The organism is Marinobacterium sp. xm-a-152 (genome assembly GCF_013282965.1).
GTDB lineage: Bacteria > Pseudomonadota > Gammaproteobacteria > Pseudomonadales > Balneatricaceae > Marinobacterium_E.
The window spans coordinates 63,981-86,835 of record NZ_WBYI01000005.1; the positions used below are offsets into that span (position 1 = coordinate 63,981).

Sequence of the window (22,855 nt, forward strand, 5' to 3'; positions counted from 1 at the left end):
ACTATGCAGATTGCAGATAAACTATTTCTAGTGACTGGCGCTGGCTCAGGCCTTGGTGAAGCAGTGGCACGTCGTCTAAGTGCGATGGGTGGCAAGGTATGTATCGCAGATATCAATGAAGCAGGCGGCAACCGTGTTGCAGCCGATTTGGGCGACTCGGCGATCTTTTGTAAAACTGACGTCTCTGATGAAGCTTCTGTAAGCGCGTGTATCGAAGCAGCAACAGCCAAGTTTGGTGCACTCTCAGGGGTTGTTCACTGTGCTGGTGTTGGCGGTGCTAAACGTCTGGTTGGCCGTGATGGCCCACACGACCTTGCGAGCTTCCAGCGCATTGTAAACATCAACCTAGTCGGTACATTCAACATTGCACGCTTGACTGCAAACGTCATGCAGAACAACGAACCAGGTGATTCTGGCGAGCGTGGTGTGATTGTCAACACGGCATCGGTTGCAGCCTTTGATGGACAAATTGGCCAGGCGGCTTACTCTGCATCTAAAGCCGGTGTAGCAGCAATGACACTACCACTAGCGCGTGAACTAGCGAAACTTGGCATCCGCATCATGACGGTTGCTCCAGGTCTATTCCGCACACCGCTGATGGACGAACTACCTGAAGAGGTTCAGGCAGCGCTTGGGGCATCTGTACCTTTCCCTTCACGTCTTGGTAATCCAGATGAGTTTGCAATGCTTGCACAGCAGATCATCGAAAACCAGATGTTAAACGGTGAAGTGATCCGCCTTGATGGTGCGATCCGCATGGCCGCCAAATAATCATTAAGCAGAGGTAAGTTAACGATGAGTGACTATCAAGCTCCGCTAAAAGAGATGCATTTTTTGGTTCAGAACGCTGTTGAAAATACCGGTCTGAACGCAAATGAAGCGCTGGCTGATTTCGATGCCGATACTGTGGCAGCCATTCTAGAAGCGGCCAGTGAACTGGCTGGAAAATCGCTTTCGCCAATGAATGCTGTGGGTGACAACGAAGGTTGTCGCTTTGAAGATGGCAAAGTCTTCACACCTACCGGTTGGAAAGAGGCGTTCGATCAGTTCGCAGCAGACGGCTGGATGGGCCTAGCCCTACCTATGGATTTTGGTGGTCAGGAGCTGCCTAAATTCATCGCGCAGCCTGTTAACGAGATGTGGCACAGCGCTAACCTTTCGTTTGTCATGTTCCACGCAGTCATTCAGGGCTGTAGCGAAATCCTAATGAAGTTCGGCACGGAAGAGCAGAAAGCTCGTTACATCGAGAAGTTCATCACCGGCGAATGGACTGCTGCCATGGCTTTAACTGAGCCTAGCGCTGGTACTGACTTGGGTGAGCTCAAAACCAAAGCGATTCCTCAGGATAACGGCCAATACCTAATTAAAGGTCAAAAGATCTACATCACCTACGGTGAGCACGACATGACTGAGAACAAGGTTCACTTTGTTCTAGCTCGCACACCCGATGCTCCTGAAGGTAGCCGTGGCATCTCTCTATTTGCTGTACCCACTTACCGTATTAATGACGATGGTTCACTGGGTGAATTTAACGACGTTGTCTGTACCGGCATCGAACACAAAACCGGTCTACACGGTAGCCCGACCTGTTCAATGAGCTACGGTGACAAGGACAACTGTTTCGGCGAATTAGTCGGTCCAGAGAACAAAGGCTTGATGGCAATGTTCATTCTGATGAACGAAGCTCGCCTATCTGTCGGTGTACAGGGTGTAGCTCTTTCTCAAATCGCATATCAGCAGGCGTGTGAATATGCACTTGAACGTCCACAGGGTCGTCACTTTGCTACTGGCGAGCGTCGCGTACCGATCGCACAACACCCCGATGTTGCCCGCATGCTAATGACCATGAAGTCATTCGCGACTGGCCAGCGCGCATTAGGCTACCTAATCGCTGCCCTATTCGATCAATCAGAGCACGCAACGGACGAAGCTGAAAAAGCAGCTGCTGAGTCTCGCATTGCCCTACTCACCCCAATCTTTAAAGCGTTCGCCACTGAACAGGCCAACCTAATGACCGGTACCGGTATTCAGGTATTTGGTGGCATGGGCTTTGTCGAAGAGACCGGCGTCGCACAGTTTATGCGTGATGCTCGCATCACGACCATTTACGAGGGTACTACCGGTGTTCAAGGCAGTGACCTGCTGTTCCGTAAGATTCGAATGGACAAAGGTGCAGCAGTGACTGAACTACTTGAAGAGATCAACGCTGTCGCAGGTGAGCTAAGCGCTAATGCTGAACTTGCCAAACTGGGTCAGGATCTGTCTGCTGCTACCGCAGCCGTTCGTGATGCCATCCCAGCCCTGCTTGTTGAAGAGGCTGATCTACTGCAACTGAATGCAGGGGCAGTACCGATGCTAGATGCACTAGGCTTCCTGCTAACCGCATGGCAGCTCGGTGAGATTGCACTGAAAGCAACAGTAGAACAGAGCAACGATCCAGAGTTCTTCGGCAATATGATTGCACTAGCCAAGTTCTACAACGCACACCAGCTACCTCAGGTGTATGCAAAAGTTGCTAACTTCAATTCCGCAGCTGACGGAATTGCTGACTACAAATTTGATGCCTAAGGCTTAGATGCATTAAGCATCAGGAGATAAACATGACTGCAGAATTTCACTCAGTAAACATCAACGACTTCGGCGTAACTATTGAGAACGCTGCGGACGGCGTGCAATACGTCACCAGTGCAGAGCCATTAGGTGACTACCCCGTCAAACTGACTGACAAACTGGTGCACTGGGCTAACGAGACACCAGACACTGTGCTTATCAGCCAGCGTGGCGAGAGCGGCGAGTGGGAATCACTTACTTTCGCTCAGACACTCGAGCGCGTTCGCTCTATCGCAAGCTGGATGCTAACTCAGAACCTGAGCAACGATCGCCCAGTTGTGATTCTGTCAGGTAACTCAACTGAGCACCTACTGGTTGCGCTAGCCTCAATGTACATTGGCGTGCCTTTCTCGCCTATTTCAACCCCCTACTCGTTGATCTCAAGCGACTACGGCAAACTTCGCCACGTCTTTGACACACTGACTCCGGGTTTGATCTTCACTGATAACCTAGGTCCATACCGTGATGCCATTGACGCGGTTAACACCGATAAAGCACCAGTACTGACCTGCTCAGCAGACCACGCAACGGACGGCTTAAGCTACGCCGTTAGTAACCTAGATGATGCGATCGATTACACAGCATCAGCGGAAGCAGACGCAGCACATAACGCACTAACCGGTGATGCCATCGCAAAGTTCCTATGGACTTCGGGTTCAACGGGTATGCCGAAAGCGGTCATCAACACTCAGCAGATGATCTGTGCCAACCAAGAGATGGTGCGTTCTGTCTACGCTTTCCTTAAAGATGAGAAGCCCGTTATTCTTGATTGGCTGCCATGGAACCACACCTTTGGTGGTAACCAGAACATCGGTATGGCGATCTACAACGGTGGTACCTTCTACATTGATGAAGGCAAACCCGTTCCGAAGATGATTCACCACACCATGGAGAACCTTAAAGAGATTTCACCAACCATCTACTTCAACGTACCTAAAGGCTACGAGTTGATGGCGAGAGAGCTAAAAGCGAACCCTGATATCGCTAAATCGCTGTTCAAGAACTTGAAGATGTTCTTCTTCGCTGGTGCTGGCCTAGCTCAGCACGTCTGGGATCAGCTTGACGAGCTTTCGGTTGAACACACCGGCAAGAAGGTTCCAATGGTGACTGGCCTTGGCGCCACTGAAACTGCACCGTCTGTCCTGTTCGCATCCGTTGAAGAGTCCGCTTCAGGTGTTGTTGGCAGCCCAGCTCCAGGCATTACGCTTAAACTGCTTCCAAACGGTGACAAGACTGAGATTCGCGTGAAAGCGGTCACCATCACCCCTGGATACTGGCGTAACGAAGAGCAGACTAAGAAAGCGTTCGATGAAGAGGGCTTCTACTGTCTTGGCGATGCAGTTAAATGGATCGACGCGAACGAACCAAACCGTGGCCTTCTGTTTGACGGCCGTGTCTCTGAAGACTTTAAACTCGATACCGGTACTTGGGTCAGCGTAGGCACACTGCGTGCTTCACTGATCCACCACTTCGCACCTTACGTGCAAGATGCGGTAATTTGTGGTCGTGACCGTGGTTACATTGCAGCGATGATCTTCCCAGACTGGGCTCACCTTCAGGCGCTGGTTCCTGGTGGCAAAGAGATGGACAACGAAACATTGGTTGCTCAACCTCACGTTAAAGAGGTGATGGCTGAACGTCTTGAGCAGATGGCGGGCACCAGTACCGGTAGTTCAACACGTGTTAAACGCATCACAGTACTGTCTGAACTGCCATCGATTGATGGTAACGAGATCACTGATAAAGGCTCAATCAACCAGCGCGCTGTCATGGCTCGCCGTGCTGATATAATGGAATCACTATACGTTGAGTCACCCGATGACCACGTGATCTCACTTTAAGGGGATAGAGAATGATTAATCTAGACGAAATCATCGCCATCGACTTCCACACACACGCGGAAGAGCCCTGCTCTTGTGATCGTGATGATGGCTACTTTGAGTTCCAAGAAGCCTTTGCGAAGTACTTCAAGAACCCCGCTGGCCACAACATGATGCCATCACCCGATGAGACAGCGGCTTACTTCCGTGAGCGCAAGATCGCATCGGTTATCTTCCCTGTCGACGCAGAGCGTAATACCGGCTTTAAGCGTTACGAAAACGAAGAGGTAGCACGCATCTGTGCTGAGAATGATGACATCCTCATCCCGTTCGCCTCTATTGACCCAGCTAAGGGCCGCTTAGGTGCTCGTGAAGCGCGCCGCCTTGTACGTGAGTTTGGTGTGAAAGGCTTTAAGTTCCACCCAACCATGCAGGGCTTCTACCCGAACGATCGCTCAGCGTACGTTCTATACGAAGCGATTGCTGAAGAGGGTGCTATCGCCCTATTCCACACCGGCCAGACCGGTGTGGGTGCGGGTGCACCTGGTGGCATGAACATGCGTCTTAAGTACTCACAGCCGATCTACCTTGACGATGTTGCTGCAGACTTCCCAGACATGACCATCGTTATGGCACACCCAGCCTTCCCATGGCAGGAAGAGCAGCTATCAGTACTGACTCACAAGCCAAACGTCTACATGGATCTATCAGGTTGGTCTCCAAAGTACTTCTCACCAATCCTGCTGCAGTACATGAACAGTATGCTTAAGAAGAAGATGCTGTTTGGTTCTGACTGGCCTGTCATCACACCTGATCGCTGGATTGCTGACTTCGAAAAACTCGACGTTAAAGAGGAGGTAAAACCTCTGATCATGAAAGAGAACGCTGCACGCATTCTCGGTTTGAAATAACCTTTCAAACTGACAAAAACGGGCCTCTAGGGCCCGTTTTTTATTGTCTGAACTCACTTACTGCACTGCTTATTTGTCATACTCAATCAAGAAGGCTTGGAGTTTAGCCAGTTCGATCGGTTTAGAGATCACGATATCAGCGCCGGCCTCTAACATAAGATCGGTCTCTGCGCCGATGGTGGCTGCCGTCAGACCGACAATGGGGCCAGTATAGCCTCTCTCACGCAGCCCTTTCACTAGACCGTAGCCATCCAGTTCCGGCATAAAGATATCAGACAACACCAGATCAAAAGCACCCTCGGCATAGGCGTCTAGGGCCTGTTGGCCATCGCTGTTAACAACCACACTAGCGCCCTGCTTTTTCAACATCTTGGCGGTTAGCATCTGGATGACGTTATTATCCTCTGCCATCAAGACTCGCTTACCCTCCAGTGGATTATCGATCGGCACTGGAGTTTCACTAGTCTGTTTGGATAGATTGACCACTAACTCGATCACAAATTCAGCGCCGCCCTGTTCAGAGGTTTCATAATGAAGATCCCCGCCCATCAAAGCCACTATCTCTTTGCAGACAAACAGACCCAAGCCAGTTCCCTCTGCGTTAGTGTCACCGCGTTGATATGCCTCAAACAGAGTATCTATTTTAGAGTCAGAAATACCCTTACCGTTATCTGAGATTCGAATCGTCAACGCCTTGGTGTGATTCCCTTTTAGTTCGCCACTAGCATGGAGTTGAACCTTATCCCCACCCGAGTGAATGATGGCGTTTTTAATGAGGTTCGCTATGGCCTGTCTGAGCAACGTGGATTGGATATGAACCGATTCACTGGTTAAATTCGATAAGTCCGCGGTAAGTTCGACACCCGATCGCTCTGCAAGAGCCGATAGGTTTGCAACCTGAGCCGTGAGCATTTCATCTATCACAACATCTTTAAACGCGGCTTTCGCCATACGTTCTGGCTGAGCCACTGCACGCAAAGTATCGATCACACCCAAAAGATGCTCAATATTGCTTTCGACAAGGGCTTTATCCAGCGTCTCTCCCTCTTCAAGATCATCGAGCATCATCTGCAGACTGGCCGCAGGGGTGCGCAATTCATGGCCAATTACGGCGTACATCTGGGCCTGGCGATCCTGTTCTTGGGCGAGCTTGGACATTGCAGTTTCAGCTTGCTCACGGGCCTCTACCTCGTCCGTAACATCCACTGAGGCCCCCACATAAAATGGACGACCCTGACGACGCTCAAGCTTCTCGAAGATACGAATCTTATGAACGGAGCCATCGCTAAAGATATGATCAACCGTCGACGTTGCAAAGTATCCTTCAGGTGCGGTTTTACCCCGTTCTATATGCTCTAGCGCACCAGGCCTTGAATCCTCCGTGAGGCCTTCAAGCATTCGCTCTTGTGAGATCTCACCGACTTCGGGATCAACCCCAAAACGTTCGCACAATACCGAGTTCGCATGCATAACGCCGTTTTCGAGGTCAAACACATAAAGACCAATCTTGCCTTGATCGGTAATCAGCTTAAGCTGTTCCGCCTGTTTCTCGGCCTGCCGCTTAGCTCGCACTGCCTCAATTATCTCAACCGAGGCACCGAGCGCATGTAGACGACCTTCTCGCATCTGTGTGGTGGCAGTGACGCGCATATGGATCAATTCACCATCATCTTTGTAGTAGGGGTGTTCGAAGGTGGTTACTCCACCTAGACCCGCCTCTATAGCTCGCTGCACATTGCTTTCAAATTCAGGGCGAGCATCGGCTGGGATACTGGCGACTATCTCAGCCATCGGAAACGCCGGCGCATCCGCTGGCAGTCCGGCGCGCTGTTTCAGAAGTGCATTACCGTCTATCAGACCGCGCTCAAGATCCACCTCGAAGTAGGCGACCTCGCCACTCATCGCTAGCAGGTTTAACTGTTCCGCCTGTCTCTCTGCTTGCTCTTTGGCCTGCACCTCATCGGTTATATCCAGCGAAAGGCCTAAGAAACTTGTGCGACCGTTCAGCTCCCGCTTGATGCGTGAAACGCGCATGTAATGAAGATCACCATTAGCAAGGTAAAATGGATGCACAAAGGCCTGCAGTTCGCCATTCGGTGACTTCGCTAAGACTTCACGGGGCGTTTTGAAGGTTGCGCGAACCTCTTCCGTTTGGTGAGCATAGAATAGCTCTATGTCACGCTCTGACTCTGAGTGTTCAACCCCTAAACGCGCCGATACCTCAGAATTACACTTAAAGGTGCGAGTATCTGGGAAAAATTCGATAAGCCCAACGCCACCAACATTTGAAACAAGATTGATTTGATCGGTTAAGTCTTCGGCCTCTTTGGAGAACTGAACCTCTTCAGTAATATCAATTGAAACACCGATAAATAGCTTTTCACCCTTACGTTCTATGGACTGACCGACCACTTTAAAATGACACAACACTCCACTTGGCTGGATACGCATATCGTGAACAAAATTCGTATGAGTGCCTACCGGACCTTTGACTAGTTTATCAAACACTTCACTAATAGCTGCCAGACTCTCCTCTGGAAAGCAGTGCGTATAGTCGCTAAACACTATCGGGGCATCAGACTTCGACAGACCGAATCGAGATGAATTGACGGCATCCCCTTTTAAAAGCCCGGTTTCCAGACCGTATTCAAAAAAACCGATGTTAGCCTCAGATGAGACCACCTTTTGTCGAGCACTTTCCTCTTCAATCCATTTATTAGAGTTCATATGTTGACTTAACAGTTGAAACAACACCTCAAGCCCAATGATCGTCAACCCGGTAAAGGTGACGAACTGAAGCAGCACTCGAACCACTGACAGATCAAAGATCAAAACGGCAACAGCGCCTACCAAAGCATTAATACAAGCCAAGAGAGCAAAGACCGCAAAACGAGGAAGCAACAGACACATCAACAGTGTGATGATCAGGCTGTAGGTATAACCGACCGTTGGGTTTGAATAACGAAGCGTTGCCACTGCACCCGCTATAAAGATAACCAGGATCGAAATCATTAGTCGGTGCTGATAACGCAGCGGAATAGAACGCAGCGACGCGATGATCAAACAGATGAACAAGACACCCTGGGCCATCACTGGCCCGAACGCACCATCAATAGCGATAGCGCCCCACAGGCTCAGCACAAGTGCTGGCAGCGATAGCAACACCATAAAAAAGGCGACTTTAATCGCTAACTTGTCATAAATCGTTTTTGAAGCACTGTTCATATATCAACCAACTTTTAACTATTTTGCGTTGCAAATTGCAAATACATAGAGAGAATTTGCAAAATAACAAGGCTCATTTAAGACAGATGGAGCTAAAATAGCTTAATAAAGCCCTAAATAGAGCTAAGCAATTTTCAGGCCAACTTATCCTCAACTAGAACGCTTTTGATTAAACAGCATCAAACCAAGCGCCAACGCAACAGTCGGGAAGATCACCAGATTAAGTACCTGCCAACTGGTCGAGTTGAGCAGCAAACCGGACATAAACGAGCCGACCGCCACAATGGAGAAGATCAAAAAGTCGTTTAAACCTTGGGCAACACTCTTATCCTCTTCCGGAACACTTTGCGCCACCAACGCCGTCGCACCAATGAAGCCAAAGTTCCAACCGATACCCAACAGAATCAACGAACCCCAGAAGTGGGTCAGCTCCAAGCCAAACAGCGCAATTAATCCAGAGAGCGCAATGAGTAGAAGCCCTATGGCTGTGATACGCGCTTTGCCATACTTAGCCATTAATTTCCCGGTAAAGAAGCTCGGCGCGAACATCGCCAACACGTGCCACTGAATTCCCAGCGCCGCTTGATGTACCTCGTGACCGTGCGAGACCATGGCGATCGGTGCAGCGGTCATGACAAAGGCCATTAGGCCATAGGAGACCACACCGGCAGCAACCGCTGTCAGATAGGCGGGGCGCTTAAGCAGCGCCAGCGCTTCCAACTTTGAGCCACCCGACTTCGCTTTAGAGCCGGACTCCACCGGTTTAAGCTGAGTCAGCAGTATAATGGCCAACACACCCAGCACTGACATCGACAGGAAGCTACCAGCATATTGCGCTTCTAGTGCACCCTCGGTCCAGACAACGACCTGTGGACCAATAATCGCGGCGGCTAGACCACCAATCATAACGCGTGATATCGCCTTACCCTGCTCTTCACTCGCCACCCCTTCGGTTATGGCAAACCGGTAGCTCTGAACATGCGCCGCGTAGAAACCCGCCAAGAAGGTGCCACTACAGAACCAGATAAACGACTGGTTGATGATCGACGTCCCTGCCACAAGTCCCGCCAATACGCAGACCATAGCGGCAAACAGATAAGCCGCTTTTCGCCCGAACTGTCGCACCATAAAGGCAGCCGGCAAGGTACTGAGCGCAACACCTAAATTGAACAGAAACACCGGCATGGTGATCAAGTCTTGCGGTGCATTAAGAGAGAGACTGACCAGACCGCCCAACGAGATGATGATCGGCGGCGTCGAAGCCCCTAGTGCTTGCGCAACGGGGTAGAGTTTCACATTGGTTGAAGCAGAAGACATAAGATTTCCTTAAAAGCACTAGTGCTGTGTGCGATAACAGGCTAAGTTCTCATATAGGGATTAGTGTTACAAGAAGGATTTACAGCCCATGGCACGCATTAAAATTGATATGCCCGATAACTACCTATTTTCGACGGTAATGGATGTTCGTATCAGCGATATCAACTACGGCAACCACCTAGGTAATGACTCGGTTCTGAGTTTCGTTCACGAAGCGCGTACCCGTTTTTTCAGACAGTATGGCTATACCGAAATGGATGTAGAGGGCTTTGGCATCATCATGACCGATAGCGCAGTCGTCTATAAGGCGGAGGGCTTCCACGGCGACCAGATCCAGATCGACATCACGGTCGGGGACTTCAACAAGTATGGCTGCGATATTTTCTATCTAATGACCAACAGAGCGACCGCCGTCGAGATAGCGCACGTAAAAACCGGCATCGTCTTCTTTGATTATGACGCACGCAAAGTGGTGGGATTACCAGAGGCGTTTCGGGCTAATTTGTTGAAAGAGGCTTAGCCATGCAGTTAATGCTCTCACATACCTCGCCCTATGCACGGGCGGTGCGCATCGCGATCATGCTTAAAGGGCTAGACTCAGAGTGCAGCATGGTTTGGGTTGATCCCGCATCAAACACTCCTGAACTGGTTCAGGCCAACCCCAGTGTCAAAGTCCCCACGCTGATTCTGGATGATGGCACTACCCTGACCGAAACCCTGCTGATCATGCAGTACTTGGAGCGCCGCGCACCCAACCCTCCGCTTTTTCCCAATGCTCAAGCCATTCAAGAGATGTCGCTGGCAGGCAGAGCCATCGGTTTACTCGATGCAACCGTCTGGATGATGCTCTTTAACAAATCACTGGCGACTGACGAGAACCGTAACAGCGTACTACCTACTCGTCGATTACGAGCCATTGAACGCCTGTTAGATGAGCTCGCTGAACACCCGCCAAGAGTCGTTGGAGCCACGCCTGGAATGGGCCAGATACTATTACTGTGTGCGCTTGAATACTTAGAGTTTCGCTTTCCAGAAATGAACGCGACCGAAAGAGCGAAACTGGTAGAGTGGTGTAAGCCGTTAAAAGCATCTGAGCCGTTTCATCTGACCGAGTTTTATTGACGGTGTCAGCGAGCTCCCAAGGTCTTGGTGACTGGCTTCAGCCTGTCATCCGCTCACTACAAACAGTGAATCTCTGGAAAAGGCTGCAACGGCAGATGACAGGCTAAAGCCAGTCACTTTCCGATCAGAACATTACTCGTCCGGTGGGTATTCGTAGCTGTGTGCAAGGTTTTCGAAACGGGTGTACTTGCCGATAAAGGCTAGTCGAGTAGTACCGATCGGGCCGTTACGCTGCTTACCAATAATGATCTCAGCTACCCCTTTCTCTGGCGAATCTTCGTTATAAACCTCATCACGATAGATGAACATGATGACGTCGGCATCCTGCTCGATCGCACCGGATTCACGGAGGTCGGAGTTCACTGGGCGTTTGTTAGGGCGCTGCTCCAGAGATCGGTTAAGCTGCGACAGTGCGACAACCGGACAGTTCATCTCTTTGGCTAGCGCTTTCAACGAGCGGGAGATCTCTGAGATCTCGGCGGTACGCCCTTCGCTCTTACCGGTCTTAATCTGCATCAACTGCAGGTAGTCGACCATGATCATGCCGATCTCACCATGCTCACGCACAATACGACGGGCACGGGTACGCATCTCGTTAGGGCTGATACCCGGCTGATCGTCGATATACAGGGGCTTGTTCTTCAACATGTTGACGGCCGCCGTGAGCTTTGGCCAATCATCATCTTCCAACTGACCGTTACGCACACGCGTCTGGTTGATACGACCAAGCGATGACAACATACGCGTCATCAACTGAGCGGCAGGCATCTCGAGGCTGAAGACTAGAACCGGTTTATCGTCCCCCATCAGGGCGTTTTCCACCAGGTTCATAGCGAAGGTGGTGTTATGGACACAAATATCTTCAGCGACAAAGTTGTGTAGTTCAGGGACGGTTAAATCATAAACCTGATCATTTCCAACATAATCGATCGAAACTATCTCATCCCAATATAGATCAGAACTAGAGAGACTCATCAGATAGCTATCATCAAAGAGCTCTGCATAAAAACGAGCTTTTTGGCGACTTAACGAACGCTTACTTACACCCTGTAAATGTGGATTAAATCCATTCGGACACTCTAACCCTTTCTGTGCAAATAGATCTGGCCAGCTCTGCTCGCCTTTCAGTTCAAGGATATAGTCGTTGACTGAATCCGGCAGTGCATCTCGGTTTGTGTGAGATCTTTTTAATGACAACTCAGCTTTGGCATTTGCAAGACGATCCTCTTTACCAATCATTCCTATCTGAGTGATAAAGGTTTCTATCGATTCGCGCGAAATCAGCTCAACTTCGAACTGGTCACGCTTGTGGTGCGTCTTAGTTCTTAGCTTGGCAACTATTCCAAAACGCAAAAGCAAATGTTGGATATCACTCGCTAGGGATTCACTGGCACTGCTGTAACTAATCCGAATCTGCCCAGTTGAACTGAATGAGACTCCACCATCACATGCAAAAATACGATTTAGGAAGAGCTTCAAATGACTTTTTGGCAAGCTAAAAACTGCTTCTGGAATAACCTTATCATGCGCTAAACAACCCCAAACACCCTGCTCTTTCAAGAACACTGTCACCGGGTTAATTAACGTTGAACCAGACTCATAAACCTCATAGGTCTCCTGCTGGAACTCACTTCCAAAAACATCACAAAGGGACTGGTAACCTAATGGATTTGGCACAGAAACGGCATTACGCCAGGCACTAATTGTCGACGGCTGGAGTGATAATCTATTGGCTAACGCTTTACCTGAGAGTCCAAACCTTTGCATCGCGTTTTCTAAATATGCTGCAAATCTAACTCTCATTAGATTGGTATTTTCAGAGCGCCCAGAAACACGGTAGCTTGGCGCACGATGATCGTAACTGGTACGAGTCACCTTAGCCGAATTAAACTGTTCAACGGCCTGTTTAAAGTCAGCAACAATGGTTTTATTTACATTAGTAAAGATGGGGTTAGTTTGCGTGGTACCGCCATCGCTCAAGAAATAAGCCAGGGCTTTAACTTGATACTCTGGCAAGGGTGTCGAGCCAAAAATTGGCAGCGCCCTTGGCACACCAATTTTTTCACCAATGGATATATCGGCTAGTTTTTTCCACCCTTTACCCGTTAAAAATGGGTGAGTTAACGTTGTTTTAATCGAGCGACCGAGTGCGGTTTTGACTTCAAATACAGGTTTAATGCCATCATCCACAAATTGTGAAGCACGGGCTTCCACTAACTTAAACTGATCATTAACTGAAGTAACTGCACCATATTGTTCGGCAACCATCTCATCGATCGTTAATCGTGAGCCCGTTTTCGGGTCGACTAATCGTGAACCTGAAACAATGCACTTACCCATCGAGGGCCTTGCGGCAACGATGATCAGATCTGACGGCTGCAGACCACCGGTGCGCTCGTCCAGGTCATCAAAGCCAGTCGTTAGGCCGGTGAGTGCATCGCCATTACTGAACAGTTCATCGATACGTTCAACGGCCGCTTTAAGCAGCGGGTTAACCGATTGAGGGCCACTCTGGTTGGGACGGTTCTCTGCAATTTGAAAGATCTTAGATTCCGCCTCATTCAAGACCTCATCGGCCGAACGACCATCTGGGAAGAAGGAGGCGTCTGAGATCTCTGTCGAGACCGAAATCATCTGACGCAGTAAGGCACGATCGCGGACAATCTCTGAGTAGGCTCGAATGTTGGATGTACTTGGCGTGTTGCGCGCAAGATCAACCAAATACTCTAGCCCGCCAGCACGTTCCAGCTCACCGGTACGGTCCAGCTCTTCAGAAAGCGTGACAACATCGATCGGACGGCCTTGATCGATCAGCTTCTGCATGGTGCGGAACATCATGCGATGCCCACCGGTGTAGAAGTGCTGTTCCAGACAGACTTCCGACACAACGTCCCAGGCGTTGTTGTCCAGCATCAAGCCACCCAGCACCGACTGCTCCGCCTCTATCGAGTGAGGCGGTACTTTGGCCTGTGTGAGATCGTCGTCTTGGAAATCGAGCATGGTCTAATTACTGCAAAAATAAAATGATTAGAGCAGGTAACTATACCTGTTTAGGCATAAAAAAACCGCGCCGAAGCGCGGTTTTTTTTGAGAAAGCGTCTGATTACTCAGCAGCGATCTTAAGGTTCACTGTAGCAGATACTTCTGCGTGTAGTTGAACAACGATTTCGTATTCGCCGATGTTACGTAGAACACCGTTTGGAAGACGAACTTCGCTCTTCTCTACTTCAGCGCCAGCCGCAGTGATCGCTTCTGCGATGTCACGTGCGCCGATAGAGCCGAACAGTTTACCTTCATCACCAGCAGTTGCTGTGATAGTTACTTCTTTGCCTTCTAAAGCTTCACCGCGTGCAGTCGCAGCAGCAAGTGCTTCAGCAGCAGCCGCTTCTAGTTCAGCACGACGCTCTTCGAAGCGTGCAACGTTGGCAGCAGTTGCAGAAACTGCTTTACCTTGTGGGATCAGGTAGTTACGACCAAAGCCAGCTTTAACGTTAACTTTATCGCCTAGTGCACCTAGTTTACCGATCTTCTCGAGGAGGATAACTTCCATCTCTCAAACCTCATTTAGGCTGCAGGTATACCTGCAGTAAAAAATTAAACAATCACCCAAAGATAGCTATAGAGCTATCAATCACTATTAACGGTCGTGACCGTCAGTGTATGGAAGAAGTGCTACGTAGCGAGCGCGCTTGATAGCAGTAGCTAGCTGACGCTGGTACTTAGCTTTGGTACCAGTGATACGGCTAGGTACGATCTTGCCAGTTTCAGTGATGTAACCTTTTAGGACGTCTAGATCTTTGTAATCGATCTCAGTAACGCCTTCTGCAGTGAAACGACAGAACTTACGACGACGGAAAAAACGTGCCATCTGAATATCTCCTACTTAAATTATTCTTCAGAAGCTGCTGCTGGAGCAGTTTCTTCAGTTTTAGCTGGCGCTGGACGCTCTTCGCGACGAGGCTTACGCTCTTCACGCGCTTCAGCAGCTTTGATTGGAGATGGCTCTGTGATCGCTTCTTTAGTGCGAATAACCATGTTACGTAGCACAGCATCGTTGTAGCGGAACAAGTTTTCTAGCTCGTCCATTACAGCTTGAGTAGCTTCGATGTTCATAAGAACGTAGTGTGCTTTGTGTACATTGTTAATTGAGTAAGCCAATTGACGACGACCCCAGTCTTCTAGACGGTGGATCTTGCCGTTATCGCCTTCGATCAGAGTCGTGTAACGCTCGATCATTGCAGGCACTTGCTCGCTCTGGTTCGGGTGAACCATGAACAGTACTTCGTAGTGACGCATTGTAGCTCCTTACGGTTTATTAGCCTTTGGATCGTCTGTGACCGGCCCCTTTACAGCCGATCTTTCCAAAAGCAAGGAGGTTGATATAAAAAAGGACGCGTGATCATACTGATCTGCGCGCCCTTTTGCAAGTCCAGTGCGGGATTATGCGTCGTTGATCTCCACGCTGTGAGTAATCTCGACTCCACCACCTTCAAGCATCTTAGAGACTGAACAGTACTGCTCTGCCGACAAACGAGCCGCACGTTCAACCGCGGCCGGTTTAAGGTTATGGCCAGTGACCTTAAAGGTCAGATGGATCTTAGTGAAGACAGCAGGCACAGCGTCTGCTCGCTCTGCATCAATGGAGGCAACACAGCTAACCACATCTTGGCGAGCTTTTTTCAGAATGCTCATGACATCAACACTGGCACAGCCACCTAAGCCAACCAGGATGTACTCCATTGGACGCGGCCCAGTCTCTAAATCACGGTCAATATGTGCTTCAAACTTAGAGTCGGTAATCGCTTTAAAACGCTCTTCCCCTTCCCAGCTTACTTCAACATGCATAATAAAATCCTTTTATTTAAACAGCTCAGCCAGACGTTCACCCGGCACGTCGGCACGCATAAATGCCTCACCCACCAAGAAGGCGTTTACCTGATGCTGACGCATTAGCGCCACATCGTCGGGCCCTAAAATACCACTCTCGGTGACTACAATACGATCATCAGGAATGTCCGCCAACAGCTGTATGGTGGCATCTAAGCTAACGTCAAAGGTGTGCAAGTTACGGTTATTAATACCCACTAGGGTGTTGCCCAGCGGCAGAGAACGGAGCAGCTCGTCACGATCGTGCACTTCGATCAGCACATCCATACCCAGCGATATAGCTAGGTCGTTGAGCTCTTTCATTTTGGCATCATCCAAAGCCGACACGATCAGCAGTATACAATCCGCACCCATGGCACGCGCTTCATAGACCTGGTACTCATCGACAATAAAGTCTTTGCGAATGACCGGTAGCGAACAGGCTGCACGAGCCTGCTGTAGGTACTCAGTAGCCCCCTGAAAGAAATCAACATCGGTCAATACCGACAGACAACTTGCACCGCCTGCGGCATAAGATTGCGCGATATCAGCTGGGTGAAAGTGTTCACGTAGTACCCCTTTACTAGGGCTCGCTTTTTTAATCTCAGCAATGACTGCCGAGCGACCTTCTGACAATGCATTTTGCATCGATTTCACGAAACCGCGCGGATCAGTGGCACCGCCTCGGTTCGTTTCGATTTGAGCTTTCAGATCAGTAATAGAGACCTGTTCTGAACGTTCGGCAATCTCTTCAAATTTACGATCAATAATTCGGGTTAGTACCGTAGGGATATTTGACATTAGGCTTCCTTAAACGCCTGACTGAAACGAGCCAGCTCTTCCATTTTCGCTAACGCCGCACCGGATGCGAGCGTCTCCACCGCCAACTGGACACCCGCTTTGAGTGACTCAACCTTGTCCGCTGCGTAGAGTGCAGCACCCGCATTCAGCGCTACCATATCGGCCGCTTTAGGGTTGGCGCCACTCATCGCTGCTCGAATCAGAGCAAGACTTTCGTTCGCATCAGCCACCTGCAAACCTTCTAGGGTTTGTGCTTCAAGACCCGCGCTTTCGGCTGTAATTTCGTACTCTGTTACTTCACCGTTTTTCAGCTCTGCCACCTGCGTTGTGGTCGCCAGCGAGATCTCATCCAGACCATCATTAGAGTGAACAACCAAAGCGTGTACGGCACCCAAACTGCGCAAGGCTTCAGCCATTGGGCGACACAAAGACTCATCAAACACACCCATGAGGTAGTGCTTAGCACCCGCTGGGTTGGTCAGAGGACCCAGAACATTAAACAGCGTACGCATCGCCAACTCACGACGAGGACCGATGGCATGCTTCATCGCACTGTGATGCTGTGGCGCAAACATAAAGCCGACTCCCACCTCATCAATACAGCGAGCAACCTGTTCTGGGTTCAGCGCCAAGTGAATACCCGCCGCCTCAAGAAGATCTGCAGCACCTGATTTTGAAGAGACCGAACGATTACCATGCTTTGCTACAGTACCGCCCGCAGCTGCGACAACAAACGAGGTCGCAGAAGAGACATTAAACAGGTTTGAACCATCCCCGCCGGTACCAACAATGTCGACCGCTTGTGGTTCTGTGACACTCACCGGTACTGCTAGAGAGCGCATAACATCGGCTGCTGCGGTAATCTCTTCTACGGTTTCGCCTTTAATGCGAAGTGCTGTTAGAAAAGCACCGATCTGAGCGTCGGTCGCCTCGCCTGTCATGATCTGGCGCATAGCCGCGGTCATCTCATCACGCGATAGGTGATGCCCCGCAACAACTAAGGCTAATGCCTCTTTAATATCCATGGTATTTCCTTTCTTCGTGCTCGCAGCGCACGCGCAACTGTTATAACAATAACTGTTATCTTTTGGTGATGCTGTACGATGCCCAATCCCAATCGGGTTCGCAACCTCTTTAGAAGAAAATCCTTAGCCTTTTGGCGATCCTAGACCAATTGCATTAAATGCAGAGCGAAGTAGAGCCAAGGGACCACCAACGCCATCGAAAGCGTCGAGACAATCCAATTTGAGTTAGCCAGATCAACATCCAAATCGTAATAGGCGCTGGCCACCACTGAGTTGACCGCAGGGGGCATGGAGCTCAATATCAACACGACGCCGAGCGCCAAGCCACCGGCGTATTCGCCCAATCCAACCAACCAGGCCATAGAGAGGGTCAACAGCGGAACCAAGGTGACGCGGGTAATGGCCACTTGCAGTGAATATTTGGCGTAGCGCGCAATACTGGTCAGTTTCAATCCCAAGCCGACCGACACCAGCATACTGAAGGTCCCGATCGGAATGACCCAATCATTCGCACTGTCTAGAAATAGAGGACGGTCTATTCCGCTGAGGTTAAACAGAAACCCAAGGGTAAACGCCGTTAAAATAGCGATAAGAAAGGGCTGCTTAATCACCTTAATGAGTCGCTGAGAACGAGTCAGCCCCTCACTCCCTTTGCCTGAAACCCACTGCGCGACCGGATACCCCACCAGAAAATAGAAGATCTCCTCAAACAGTCGATAGAGGGTGACCAACGCAAAGCCCGCCTCACCCAAAAAGAGGTAGACCACCAAGGATCCCATGGCACCAATATTGGTGAAGCTGGTGGTTAAGCCCATTACAGCTCGACTTGGTCGATCCTGCTTATTTAAGAGACCCAAGCCATAGCCCAGCAGACCGCCGACGATCAAAGCAAATAGGCAGATCAAAGGCAGTGCCAGAAGGCTAGGATCCGTAAACTCGAGCACCCAGATCGCTAATAGAAAGGCGATGGGGATCATCACCATGATGCCTAAATCACGCGTCACGCGACTGAGTGTGGTTAACGCAAAAGGGAGCCTAATAAGAGACGCTTCAACGACTCTGCGCAGCAGGTAGCCACTGCCCAGACCGGCAAAAATAATGAACAGCGAAAAGGAGAGCTTATCCATAAAGCGCTAACCATCAATCCTTGAAAGTTAATAGCCAATTAGTGGTGAAAAGAGTCCAGTGACTCGACTACCTGATCTGGGTTGCACTCTTCAATAGGGCGCCCATGATTGTATCCGTAAGGCACTGCCAGAGCGGCTACGCCGGCAGCATGAGCGGCATTAATGTCATTGGAAGAGTCACCCACCATGAGGGATTCGTCAGCACTCACACCCGCTTTAACCATGATATCCAGTAACTGATCAGGTTCGGGCTTACGTTTAGGTAGCGAGTCGCCACCACTCACAAAATCAAACAGATGAGCAATGCCCACCCCTTCAATTAATGGAGTGGTGAACTGCATAGGCTTATTGGTAACGACCGCCAGCTTGATGCCTTTTTGGCTCCAACGCGCCAGCGCCTCTTTAACCCCAGGATAGGTACAAGCCGTCACGCCATTAGAGGCTTCGTAGTAGTTAAGAAACAACTGATAAGCCTGCTGATACTCAGGTGTCTCTTGAAGATCAGCGGGATAGTCCATGGCATCCGATAGCGCCCTAGCGACCAGCGCATGCGCACCATTACCGACCCAGGTTCGAATTTTGGCATCACCCGCCTCGGGTTTGCCAACGGCTTTTAACATCTGATCGACCGCGACCGTCAGATCTGGAACGGAGTCGACTAGAGTACCATCCAGATCCAACATGATGAGTTTGGGTGCTTGATCGGCAAAGAGTCTCATCGCGTGGTAGCTAGCTCCGCTCGCATAGTGTCGATGGTCGCTTTGTAGTCATCGGTATTGAAGATCGCAGAGCCTGCAACGAATGTATCGGCACCCGCTTTCGCGATCTCTGCAATATTACTGGTCGTTACACCACCGTCTATCTCAAGACGGATATCCAAACCAGACTCATCAATACGACGACGTGCTTCGCGCAATTTATCCAGCGTTCCTGGAATGAACTTCTGACCACCAAAACCGGGGTTCACCGACATTAGAAGAATCATGTCGACTTTATCCATGACATGATCAAGGTAGTGCAGCGGCGTCGCTGGGTTAAACACCAAGCCAGATTTACAACCCCCGTCACGCACCATCTGCAGTGAGCGATCGATATGCTCAGACGCTTCAGGGTGAAAGGTGATGTAGCTGGCGCCAGCGTCGATGAAGTCACCGATCAGACGATCGACAGGTTTAACCATCAGATGCACATCAATTGGCGCTTTAATGCCATGGTTAACCAGTGCCTTACAGACCATTGGGCCAATGGTCAGGTTAGGAACGTAGTGATTATCCATCACATCGAAATGAACAATATCGGCGCCTGCTTCCAATACGTTTTCAACCTCTTCACCTAAACGAGCAAAATCCGCTGACAATATTGAAGGGGCAATCAAAAAATCTTTCATGGGTCTAACCTAACTGTTTAATTGGGTTCATTTTAAGTCAGTGCTAAAAGAGACAACAGAAAGAAAAACTGAAGACTCTTTTAATGGGCCGTTAACTGGCTTTGCGGACCTCTCGAATCAGGTCATAGGCCGCCTGGATCTCTTGCGCCTTCTCTTTAGCCAGCTGCATCATCTCTTCTGGCAAACCTTTTGAGACCAGCTTATCAGGGTGGTGCTGACTCATCAGTTTGCGCCAAGCCCTTTTTACCTGTGCATCGGTGGCACTGGCATCCACACCGAGTACACCATAGGCCTCATCGATACGCTGCTGAGTCGGTGCACCACCCTGCCAGTGCTGATGAAAACTGCTTTGCGCCTGCATTCGACGAATCAGAGCATCAATGGCATCGCGTTTAAGACCCAGTCGCTGACAGATATCGACAATCACCAAACGCTCGGCATCGCTGATTTCACCATCGGCAAAAGCCGCTGCCATCTGCAATTCAAAAAAGATCATGCGCAGGTCATTACGATGTCTAAAGACTGCAGCAAGTGGGCGCAACAGTGGATCCAGATCAAAGTCTGGGGACTTACCCTCGGTAAAGTACTCTATCGCCTCTCGGCGCTTGGACTCATCGAGCTGCATTCGATCCATCACGGAGCGGGCGTATGCGATCTCATCCTCGGTCACTCGCCCATCCGCTTTTGCGATACGCCCCATGACGGCAAAGGTCGCTCGAAAGAATATTAACTGTGGTGCCATCTGCTTAGCTGAACGAATGCCACGCTCTAACTGAAAGCCTAAAAAACCACCAAAAATCAGACCCCAGATACCACCGGTAAACAGGCCTACCAGTGCACCTAACACTACACCGGAACGGTATCGAAAAATTTGTTCGCCTATGGCTTGAGGATTCATCAACCCGCCTCTTTCAAAAAGGTTTCAACATCGGCAAGGCGATCCACCGTACCCACATCATTCCAATATCCGCCTAGCTTAGCACCGGCCACTTTAGACTGCTCTATCATTCTGCGTAAAAGCGGCGCTAATGCCGCTTTTTCGTTAAGCGCCAACTCATCAAACTGTGAAGGTCGTAACAGACTCACACCCGCAAAAGTCAGCTTTTCGTCACCCTGAAGTGAGACTCGCTGATCAGACAGGGCAAAGTCGCCATCAATGTGCCAGCTTGGATTATCAACCAACCAGAGTTTAGCCAGGTCGTCTGAATCCAGAGTTAAATCCAGATCTGAGTACTCTTGGGAGAGATAGACATCCCCATTGACCAGAATAAACGGCTGATCTGAATCTTCTGATTTGAGCATCGGCAGAGCTTTACGAATACCACCTGCCGTCTCAAGAGGCTCCTGCTCAGCTGAATATCGCAATGAGCAACGAAACTGCTCGCCACTGCCCAGTGTTCGCTCAATCTGATCACCGAGCCAAGCGTGATTAATCACAATATCAGTGATGCCCGCGCGAACCAGATTTTCGATCTGATAAACAATCAAAGGCTTTCCCAAAGCCGGTATCAAAGGCTTGGGGGTTGTTAGTGTCAGCGGGCGCATTCTAGTTCCCAAGCCCGCCGCTAAAATCATAGCTTTCACGGTTTTGGCCACTCTGAAGCGATATGCTGACCAAGCAGCTCGTGTTGACGCATGGCAGGTATCAGCCCAGATAGCGCCTCTTTTAGATCGGAGAATTCCGAATGGGTCGAAGCAGCTCGATAGAGGTATTCGAAGGTCAATGGAATATCTTTAAGGTAACCCGATTTCCCATCACGCAGGTAGAGTCTGGAGAAGATACCCAACACCTTGAGCTGACGCTGCATGCCCATCAGATCGAAGAGCTTTTTAAACCCTACTGAGTCTGGCAAAGAGAAACCGACATCCATCAGCATGAGGCGGTAGTTTTCTACCCATTCAGCGACCGTTGACTCTGGCCACTCGATGTAGCTATCACGTAACAGTGACACCAAGTCATAGGTGACAGGACCGATCAATGCATCCTGAAAATCGATCACACCCAGTCCGCCATCGACTAACGGCATTAGATTGCGCGAGTGATAGTCGCGATGCACACAAACTTGAGGTTGACTGAACGCCGATTCGATCAACTGCTGATAGGTCTTCTCTAGAAGGCTATCCCAGCCCTCTGTGATGCCAAGCATCTCACCTAAGAACCACTCTGGGAAAAGATTCATCTCACGTGTCAGCACGGCGGCATCATAGTTGGGCAAGCCCTCAGCCGGCAGCATCTGAATACCCAACAGCGTCTCTAATGCCTGAAGATAGGACGCATCACCTTCGGATTTCAGGCGATCTAAGAGCTGCTGATCAGCAAAATCCTCCAGCAGCATAAAGCCTAAAGCAAGATCATCAGCCACCACTTCAGGCACATGAATGCCTTTTTCAGACCACTCTTTAGCGATACGCACAAATGGCTCTGAATTCTCTTTCTCTGGTGGGGCATCCACAGCGATTAACTCTGCTGTAGGTGTCGACGCACGGAAGTATCGACGGAAACTGGCATCACCGCTGACAGGGGTAATCTCTAGCTGGTCGCGATCGGCATAGGGCCAAACCTGTCTAGCCCAGTTTTTTAATTGCGCTTGGCGCGAACCCATTTACGTTAACCTCTGGTACTGAAGAGCGGGAATCTTTATTA

Annotated in this window: 21 protein-coding genes; 6 read left to right on the forward strand and 15 right to left on the reverse strand. The window is 49.9% G+C overall.

The annotated features are described in order from the left end of the window. The first annotated feature begins 3 nt into the window (after positions 1–3). Genes XMA152_RS05960 through XMA152_RS05975 form a run of 4 tightly spaced genes read left to right on the forward strand, consistent with a single transcriptional unit; the run spans position 4 to position 5,341 of the window. Positions 4–771 (forward strand): 3-hydroxyacyl-CoA dehydrogenase, encoded by a 768-nt coding sequence (locus XMA152_RS05960; RefSeq protein WP_173483032.1) that lies wholly within the window; start codon positions 4–6, stop codon positions 769–771. Positions 772–795: 24 nt separating this feature from the next. After that, positions 796–2,568, forward strand: a complete 1,773-nt coding sequence (locus XMA152_RS05965; protein WP_173483033.1) for an acyl-CoA dehydrogenase — start codon at positions 796–798, stop codon at positions 2,566–2,568. Between the two features lie 32 nt (positions 2,569–2,600). Beyond that, positions 2,601–4,451 (forward strand): feruloyl-CoA synthase, encoded by a 1,851-nt coding sequence (locus tag XMA152_RS05970; RefSeq protein WP_173483034.1) that lies wholly within the window; start codon positions 2,601–2,603, stop codon positions 4,449–4,451. Between the two features lie 11 nt (positions 4,452–4,462). Continuing rightward, positions 4,463–5,341: an amidohydrolase family protein gene (locus tag XMA152_RS05975; RefSeq protein WP_173481225.1), complete on the forward strand. Its 879-nt coding sequence runs from the start codon at positions 4,463–4,465 to the stop codon at positions 5,339–5,341. Between the two features lie 69 nt (positions 5,342–5,410). On the opposite strand, the gene XMA152_RS05980 is transcribed toward XMA152_RS05975, so the two are convergent. Next, the gene (locus XMA152_RS05980; protein WP_173483035.1) at positions 5,411–8,566 is read right to left on the reverse strand and encodes a PAS domain-containing sensor histidine kinase; all 3,156 of its coding nucleotides are present in this window, start codon (positions 8,564–8,566) and stop codon (positions 5,411–5,413) included. Positions 8,567–8,716: 150 nt separating this feature from the next. Continuing rightward, on the reverse strand, positions 8,717–9,883 hold the full coding sequence (locus XMA152_RS05985) for an MFS transporter (protein ID WP_173483036.1): 1,167 nt from the start codon (positions 9,881–9,883) through the stop codon (positions 8,717–8,719). 88 nt (positions 9,884–9,971) lie between these two features. Here XMA152_RS05985 and XMA152_RS05990 point away from each other — a divergent pair, with 88 nt between their 5' ends. Together XMA152_RS05990 and XMA152_RS05995 are read left to right on the forward strand one after the other, a co-directional pair. Continuing rightward, positions 9,972–10,403: a thioesterase family protein gene (locus XMA152_RS05990; protein WP_173483037.1), complete on the forward strand. Its 432-nt coding sequence runs from the start codon at positions 9,972–9,974 to the stop codon at positions 10,401–10,403. A 2-nt stretch (positions 10,404–10,405) separates the two neighbouring features. After that, positions 10,406–11,005 (forward strand): glutathione S-transferase family protein, encoded by a 600-nt coding sequence (locus XMA152_RS05995; protein ID WP_173483038.1) that lies wholly within the window; start codon positions 10,406–10,408, stop codon positions 11,003–11,005. A gap of 132 nt (positions 11,006–11,137) precedes the next feature. On the opposite strand, the gene dnaB is transcribed toward XMA152_RS05995, so the two are convergent. From dnaB to XMA152_RS06060, 13 genes are all read right to left on the reverse strand, one after another. Then, positions 11,138–14,005, reverse strand: coding sequence for a replicative DNA helicase (gene dnaB / locus XMA152_RS06000; protein ID WP_173483039.1), 2,868 nt, complete (start codon positions 14,003–14,005; stop codon positions 11,138–11,140). Positions 14,006–14,108: 103 nt separating this feature from the next. Continuing rightward, positions 14,109–14,555, reverse strand: a complete 447-nt coding sequence (rplI, locus tag XMA152_RS06005) for a 50S ribosomal protein L9 (RefSeq protein WP_173481231.1) — start codon at positions 14,553–14,555, stop codon at positions 14,109–14,111. A gap of 87 nt (positions 14,556–14,642) precedes the next feature. Continuing rightward, on the reverse strand, positions 14,643–14,873 hold the full coding sequence (gene rpsR / locus XMA152_RS06010) for a 30S ribosomal protein S18 (RefSeq protein ID WP_173481232.1): 231 nt from the start codon (positions 14,871–14,873) through the stop codon (positions 14,643–14,645). A gap of 20 nt (positions 14,874–14,893) precedes the next feature. Then, the gene (gene rpsF / locus XMA152_RS06015) at positions 14,894–15,301 is read right to left on the reverse strand and encodes a 30S ribosomal protein S6 (RefSeq protein WP_173481233.1); all 408 of its coding nucleotides are present in this window, start codon (positions 15,299–15,301) and stop codon (positions 14,894–14,896) included. 144 nt (positions 15,302–15,445) lie between these two features. Further along, positions 15,446–15,850, reverse strand: coding sequence for an OsmC family protein (locus tag XMA152_RS06020; protein ID WP_173483040.1), 405 nt, complete (start codon positions 15,848–15,850; stop codon positions 15,446–15,448). 12 nt (positions 15,851–15,862) lie between these two features. Beyond that, positions 15,863–16,672 (reverse strand): indole-3-glycerol phosphate synthase TrpC, encoded by an 810-nt coding sequence (gene trpC, locus XMA152_RS06025; protein WP_173483041.1) that lies wholly within the window; start codon positions 16,670–16,672, stop codon positions 15,863–15,865. Continuing rightward, positions 16,672–17,697 carry an anthranilate phosphoribosyltransferase gene (gene trpD, locus XMA152_RS06030; RefSeq protein WP_173483042.1) on the reverse strand — a complete coding sequence of 342 codons (1,026 nt, stop codon included), beginning with the start codon at positions 17,695–17,697 and terminating at the stop codon, positions 16,672–16,674. Before trpD ends, trpC begins: the two co-directional genes overlap by 1 nt. A gap of 140 nt (positions 17,698–17,837) precedes the next feature. Next, on the reverse strand, positions 17,838–18,824 hold the full coding sequence (locus XMA152_RS06035; RefSeq protein ID WP_173483043.1) for an AEC family transporter: 987 nt from the start codon (positions 18,822–18,824) through the stop codon (positions 17,838–17,840). Positions 18,825–18,862: 38 nt separating this feature from the next. Next, a complete protein-coding gene (locus tag XMA152_RS06040) occupies positions 18,863–19,543 on the reverse strand; it encodes a phosphoglycolate phosphatase (protein ID WP_173483044.1) in 681 nt (226 codons plus the stop codon). Then, a complete protein-coding gene (rpe, locus tag XMA152_RS06045) occupies positions 19,540–20,211 on the reverse strand; it encodes a ribulose-phosphate 3-epimerase (RefSeq protein WP_173483045.1) in 672 nt (223 codons plus the stop codon). The genes XMA152_RS06040 and rpe overlap by 4 nt, the downstream gene beginning before the upstream one ends. Before the next feature lie 91 nt (positions 20,212–20,302). After that, positions 20,303–21,109 carry a co-chaperone DjlA gene (gene djlA / locus XMA152_RS06050; RefSeq protein WP_173481240.1) on the reverse strand — a complete coding sequence of 269 codons (807 nt, stop codon included), beginning with the start codon at positions 21,107–21,109 and terminating at the stop codon, positions 20,303–20,305. Then, positions 21,109–21,786, reverse strand: coding sequence for an N-acetylmuramate alpha-1-phosphate uridylyltransferase MurU (gene murU / locus XMA152_RS06055; RefSeq protein WP_217364014.1), 678 nt, complete (start codon positions 21,784–21,786; stop codon positions 21,109–21,111). Before murU ends, djlA begins: the two co-directional genes overlap by 1 nt. Positions 21,787–21,791: 5 nt before the next feature. After that, positions 21,792–22,814: an aminoglycoside phosphotransferase family protein gene (locus tag XMA152_RS06060; RefSeq protein ID WP_173481242.1), complete on the reverse strand. Its 1,023-nt coding sequence runs from the start codon at positions 22,812–22,814 to the stop codon at positions 21,792–21,794. Positions 22,815–22,855 lie beyond the last annotated feature (41 nt).

Bases quoted from the DNA above. Each gene is read 5' to 3' on its own strand.
- XMA152_RS05960 (WP_173483032.1), top strand. From the start codon at position 4: ATGCAGATTGCAGATAAACTATTTCTAGTGACTGGCGCTGGCTCAGGC.
- XMA152_RS05965 (WP_173483033.1), top strand. From the start codon at position 796: ATGAGTGACTATCAAGCTCCGCTAAAAGAGATGCATTTTTTGGTTCAG.
- XMA152_RS05970 (WP_173483034.1), top strand. From the start codon at position 2,601: ATGACTGCAGAATTTCACTCAGTAAACATCAACGACTTCGGCGTAACT.
- XMA152_RS05975 (WP_173481225.1), top strand. From the start codon at position 4,463: ATGATTAATCTAGACGAAATCATCGCCATCGACTTCCACACACACGCG.
- XMA152_RS05980 (WP_173483035.1), bottom strand. From the start codon at position 8,566: ATGAACAGTGCTTCAAAAACGATTTATGACAAGTTAGCGATTAAAGTC.
- XMA152_RS05985 (WP_173483036.1), bottom strand. From the start codon at position 9,883: ATGTCTTCTGCTTCAACCAATGTGAAACTCTACCCCGTTGCGCAAGCA.
- XMA152_RS05990 (WP_173483037.1), top strand. From the start codon at position 9,972: ATGGCACGCATTAAAATTGATATGCCCGATAACTACCTATTTTCGACG.
- XMA152_RS05995 (WP_173483038.1), top strand. From the start codon at position 10,406: ATGCAGTTAATGCTCTCACATACCTCGCCCTATGCACGGGCGGTGCGC.
- dnaB (WP_173483039.1), bottom strand. From the start codon at position 14,005: ATGCTCGATTTCCAAGACGACGATCTCACACAGGCCAAAGTACCGCCT.
- rplI (WP_173481231.1), bottom strand. From the start codon at position 14,555: ATGGAAGTTATCCTCCTCGAGAAGATCGGTAAACTAGGTGCACTAGGC.
- rpsR (WP_173481232.1), bottom strand. From the start codon at position 14,873: ATGGCACGTTTTTTCCGTCGTCGTAAGTTCTGTCGTTTCACTGCAGAA.
- rpsF (WP_173481233.1), bottom strand. From the start codon at position 15,301: ATGCGTCACTACGAAGTACTGTTCATGGTTCACCCGAACCAGAGCGAG.
- XMA152_RS06020 (WP_173483040.1), bottom strand. From the start codon at position 15,850: ATGCATGTTGAAGTAAGCTGGGAAGGGGAAGAGCGTTTTAAAGCGATT.
- trpC (WP_173483041.1), bottom strand. From the start codon at position 16,672: ATGTCAAATATCCCTACGGTACTAACCCGAATTATTGATCGTAAATTT.
- trpD (WP_173483042.1), bottom strand. From the start codon at position 17,697: ATGGATATTAAAGAGGCATTAGCCTTAGTTGTTGCGGGGCATCACCTA.
- XMA152_RS06035 (WP_173483043.1), bottom strand. From the start codon at position 18,824: ATGGATAAGCTCTCCTTTTCGCTGTTCATTATTTTTGCCGGTCTGGGC.
- XMA152_RS06040 (WP_173483044.1), bottom strand. From the start codon at position 19,543: ATGAGACTCTTTGCCGATCAAGCACCCAAACTCATCATGTTGGATCTG.
- rpe (WP_173483045.1), bottom strand. From the start codon at position 20,211: ATGAAAGATTTTTTGATTGCCCCTTCAATATTGTCAGCGGATTTTGCT.
- djlA (WP_173481240.1), bottom strand. From the start codon at position 21,109: ATGAATCCTCAAGCCATAGGCGAACAAATTTTTCGATACCGTTCCGGT.
- murU (WP_217364014.1), bottom strand. From the start codon at position 21,786: ATGATTTTAGCGGCGGGCTTGGGAACTAGAATGCGCCCGCTGACACTA.
- XMA152_RS06060 (WP_173481242.1), bottom strand. From the start codon at position 22,814: ATGGGTTCGCGCCAAGCGCAATTAAAAAACTGGGCTAGACAGGTTTGG.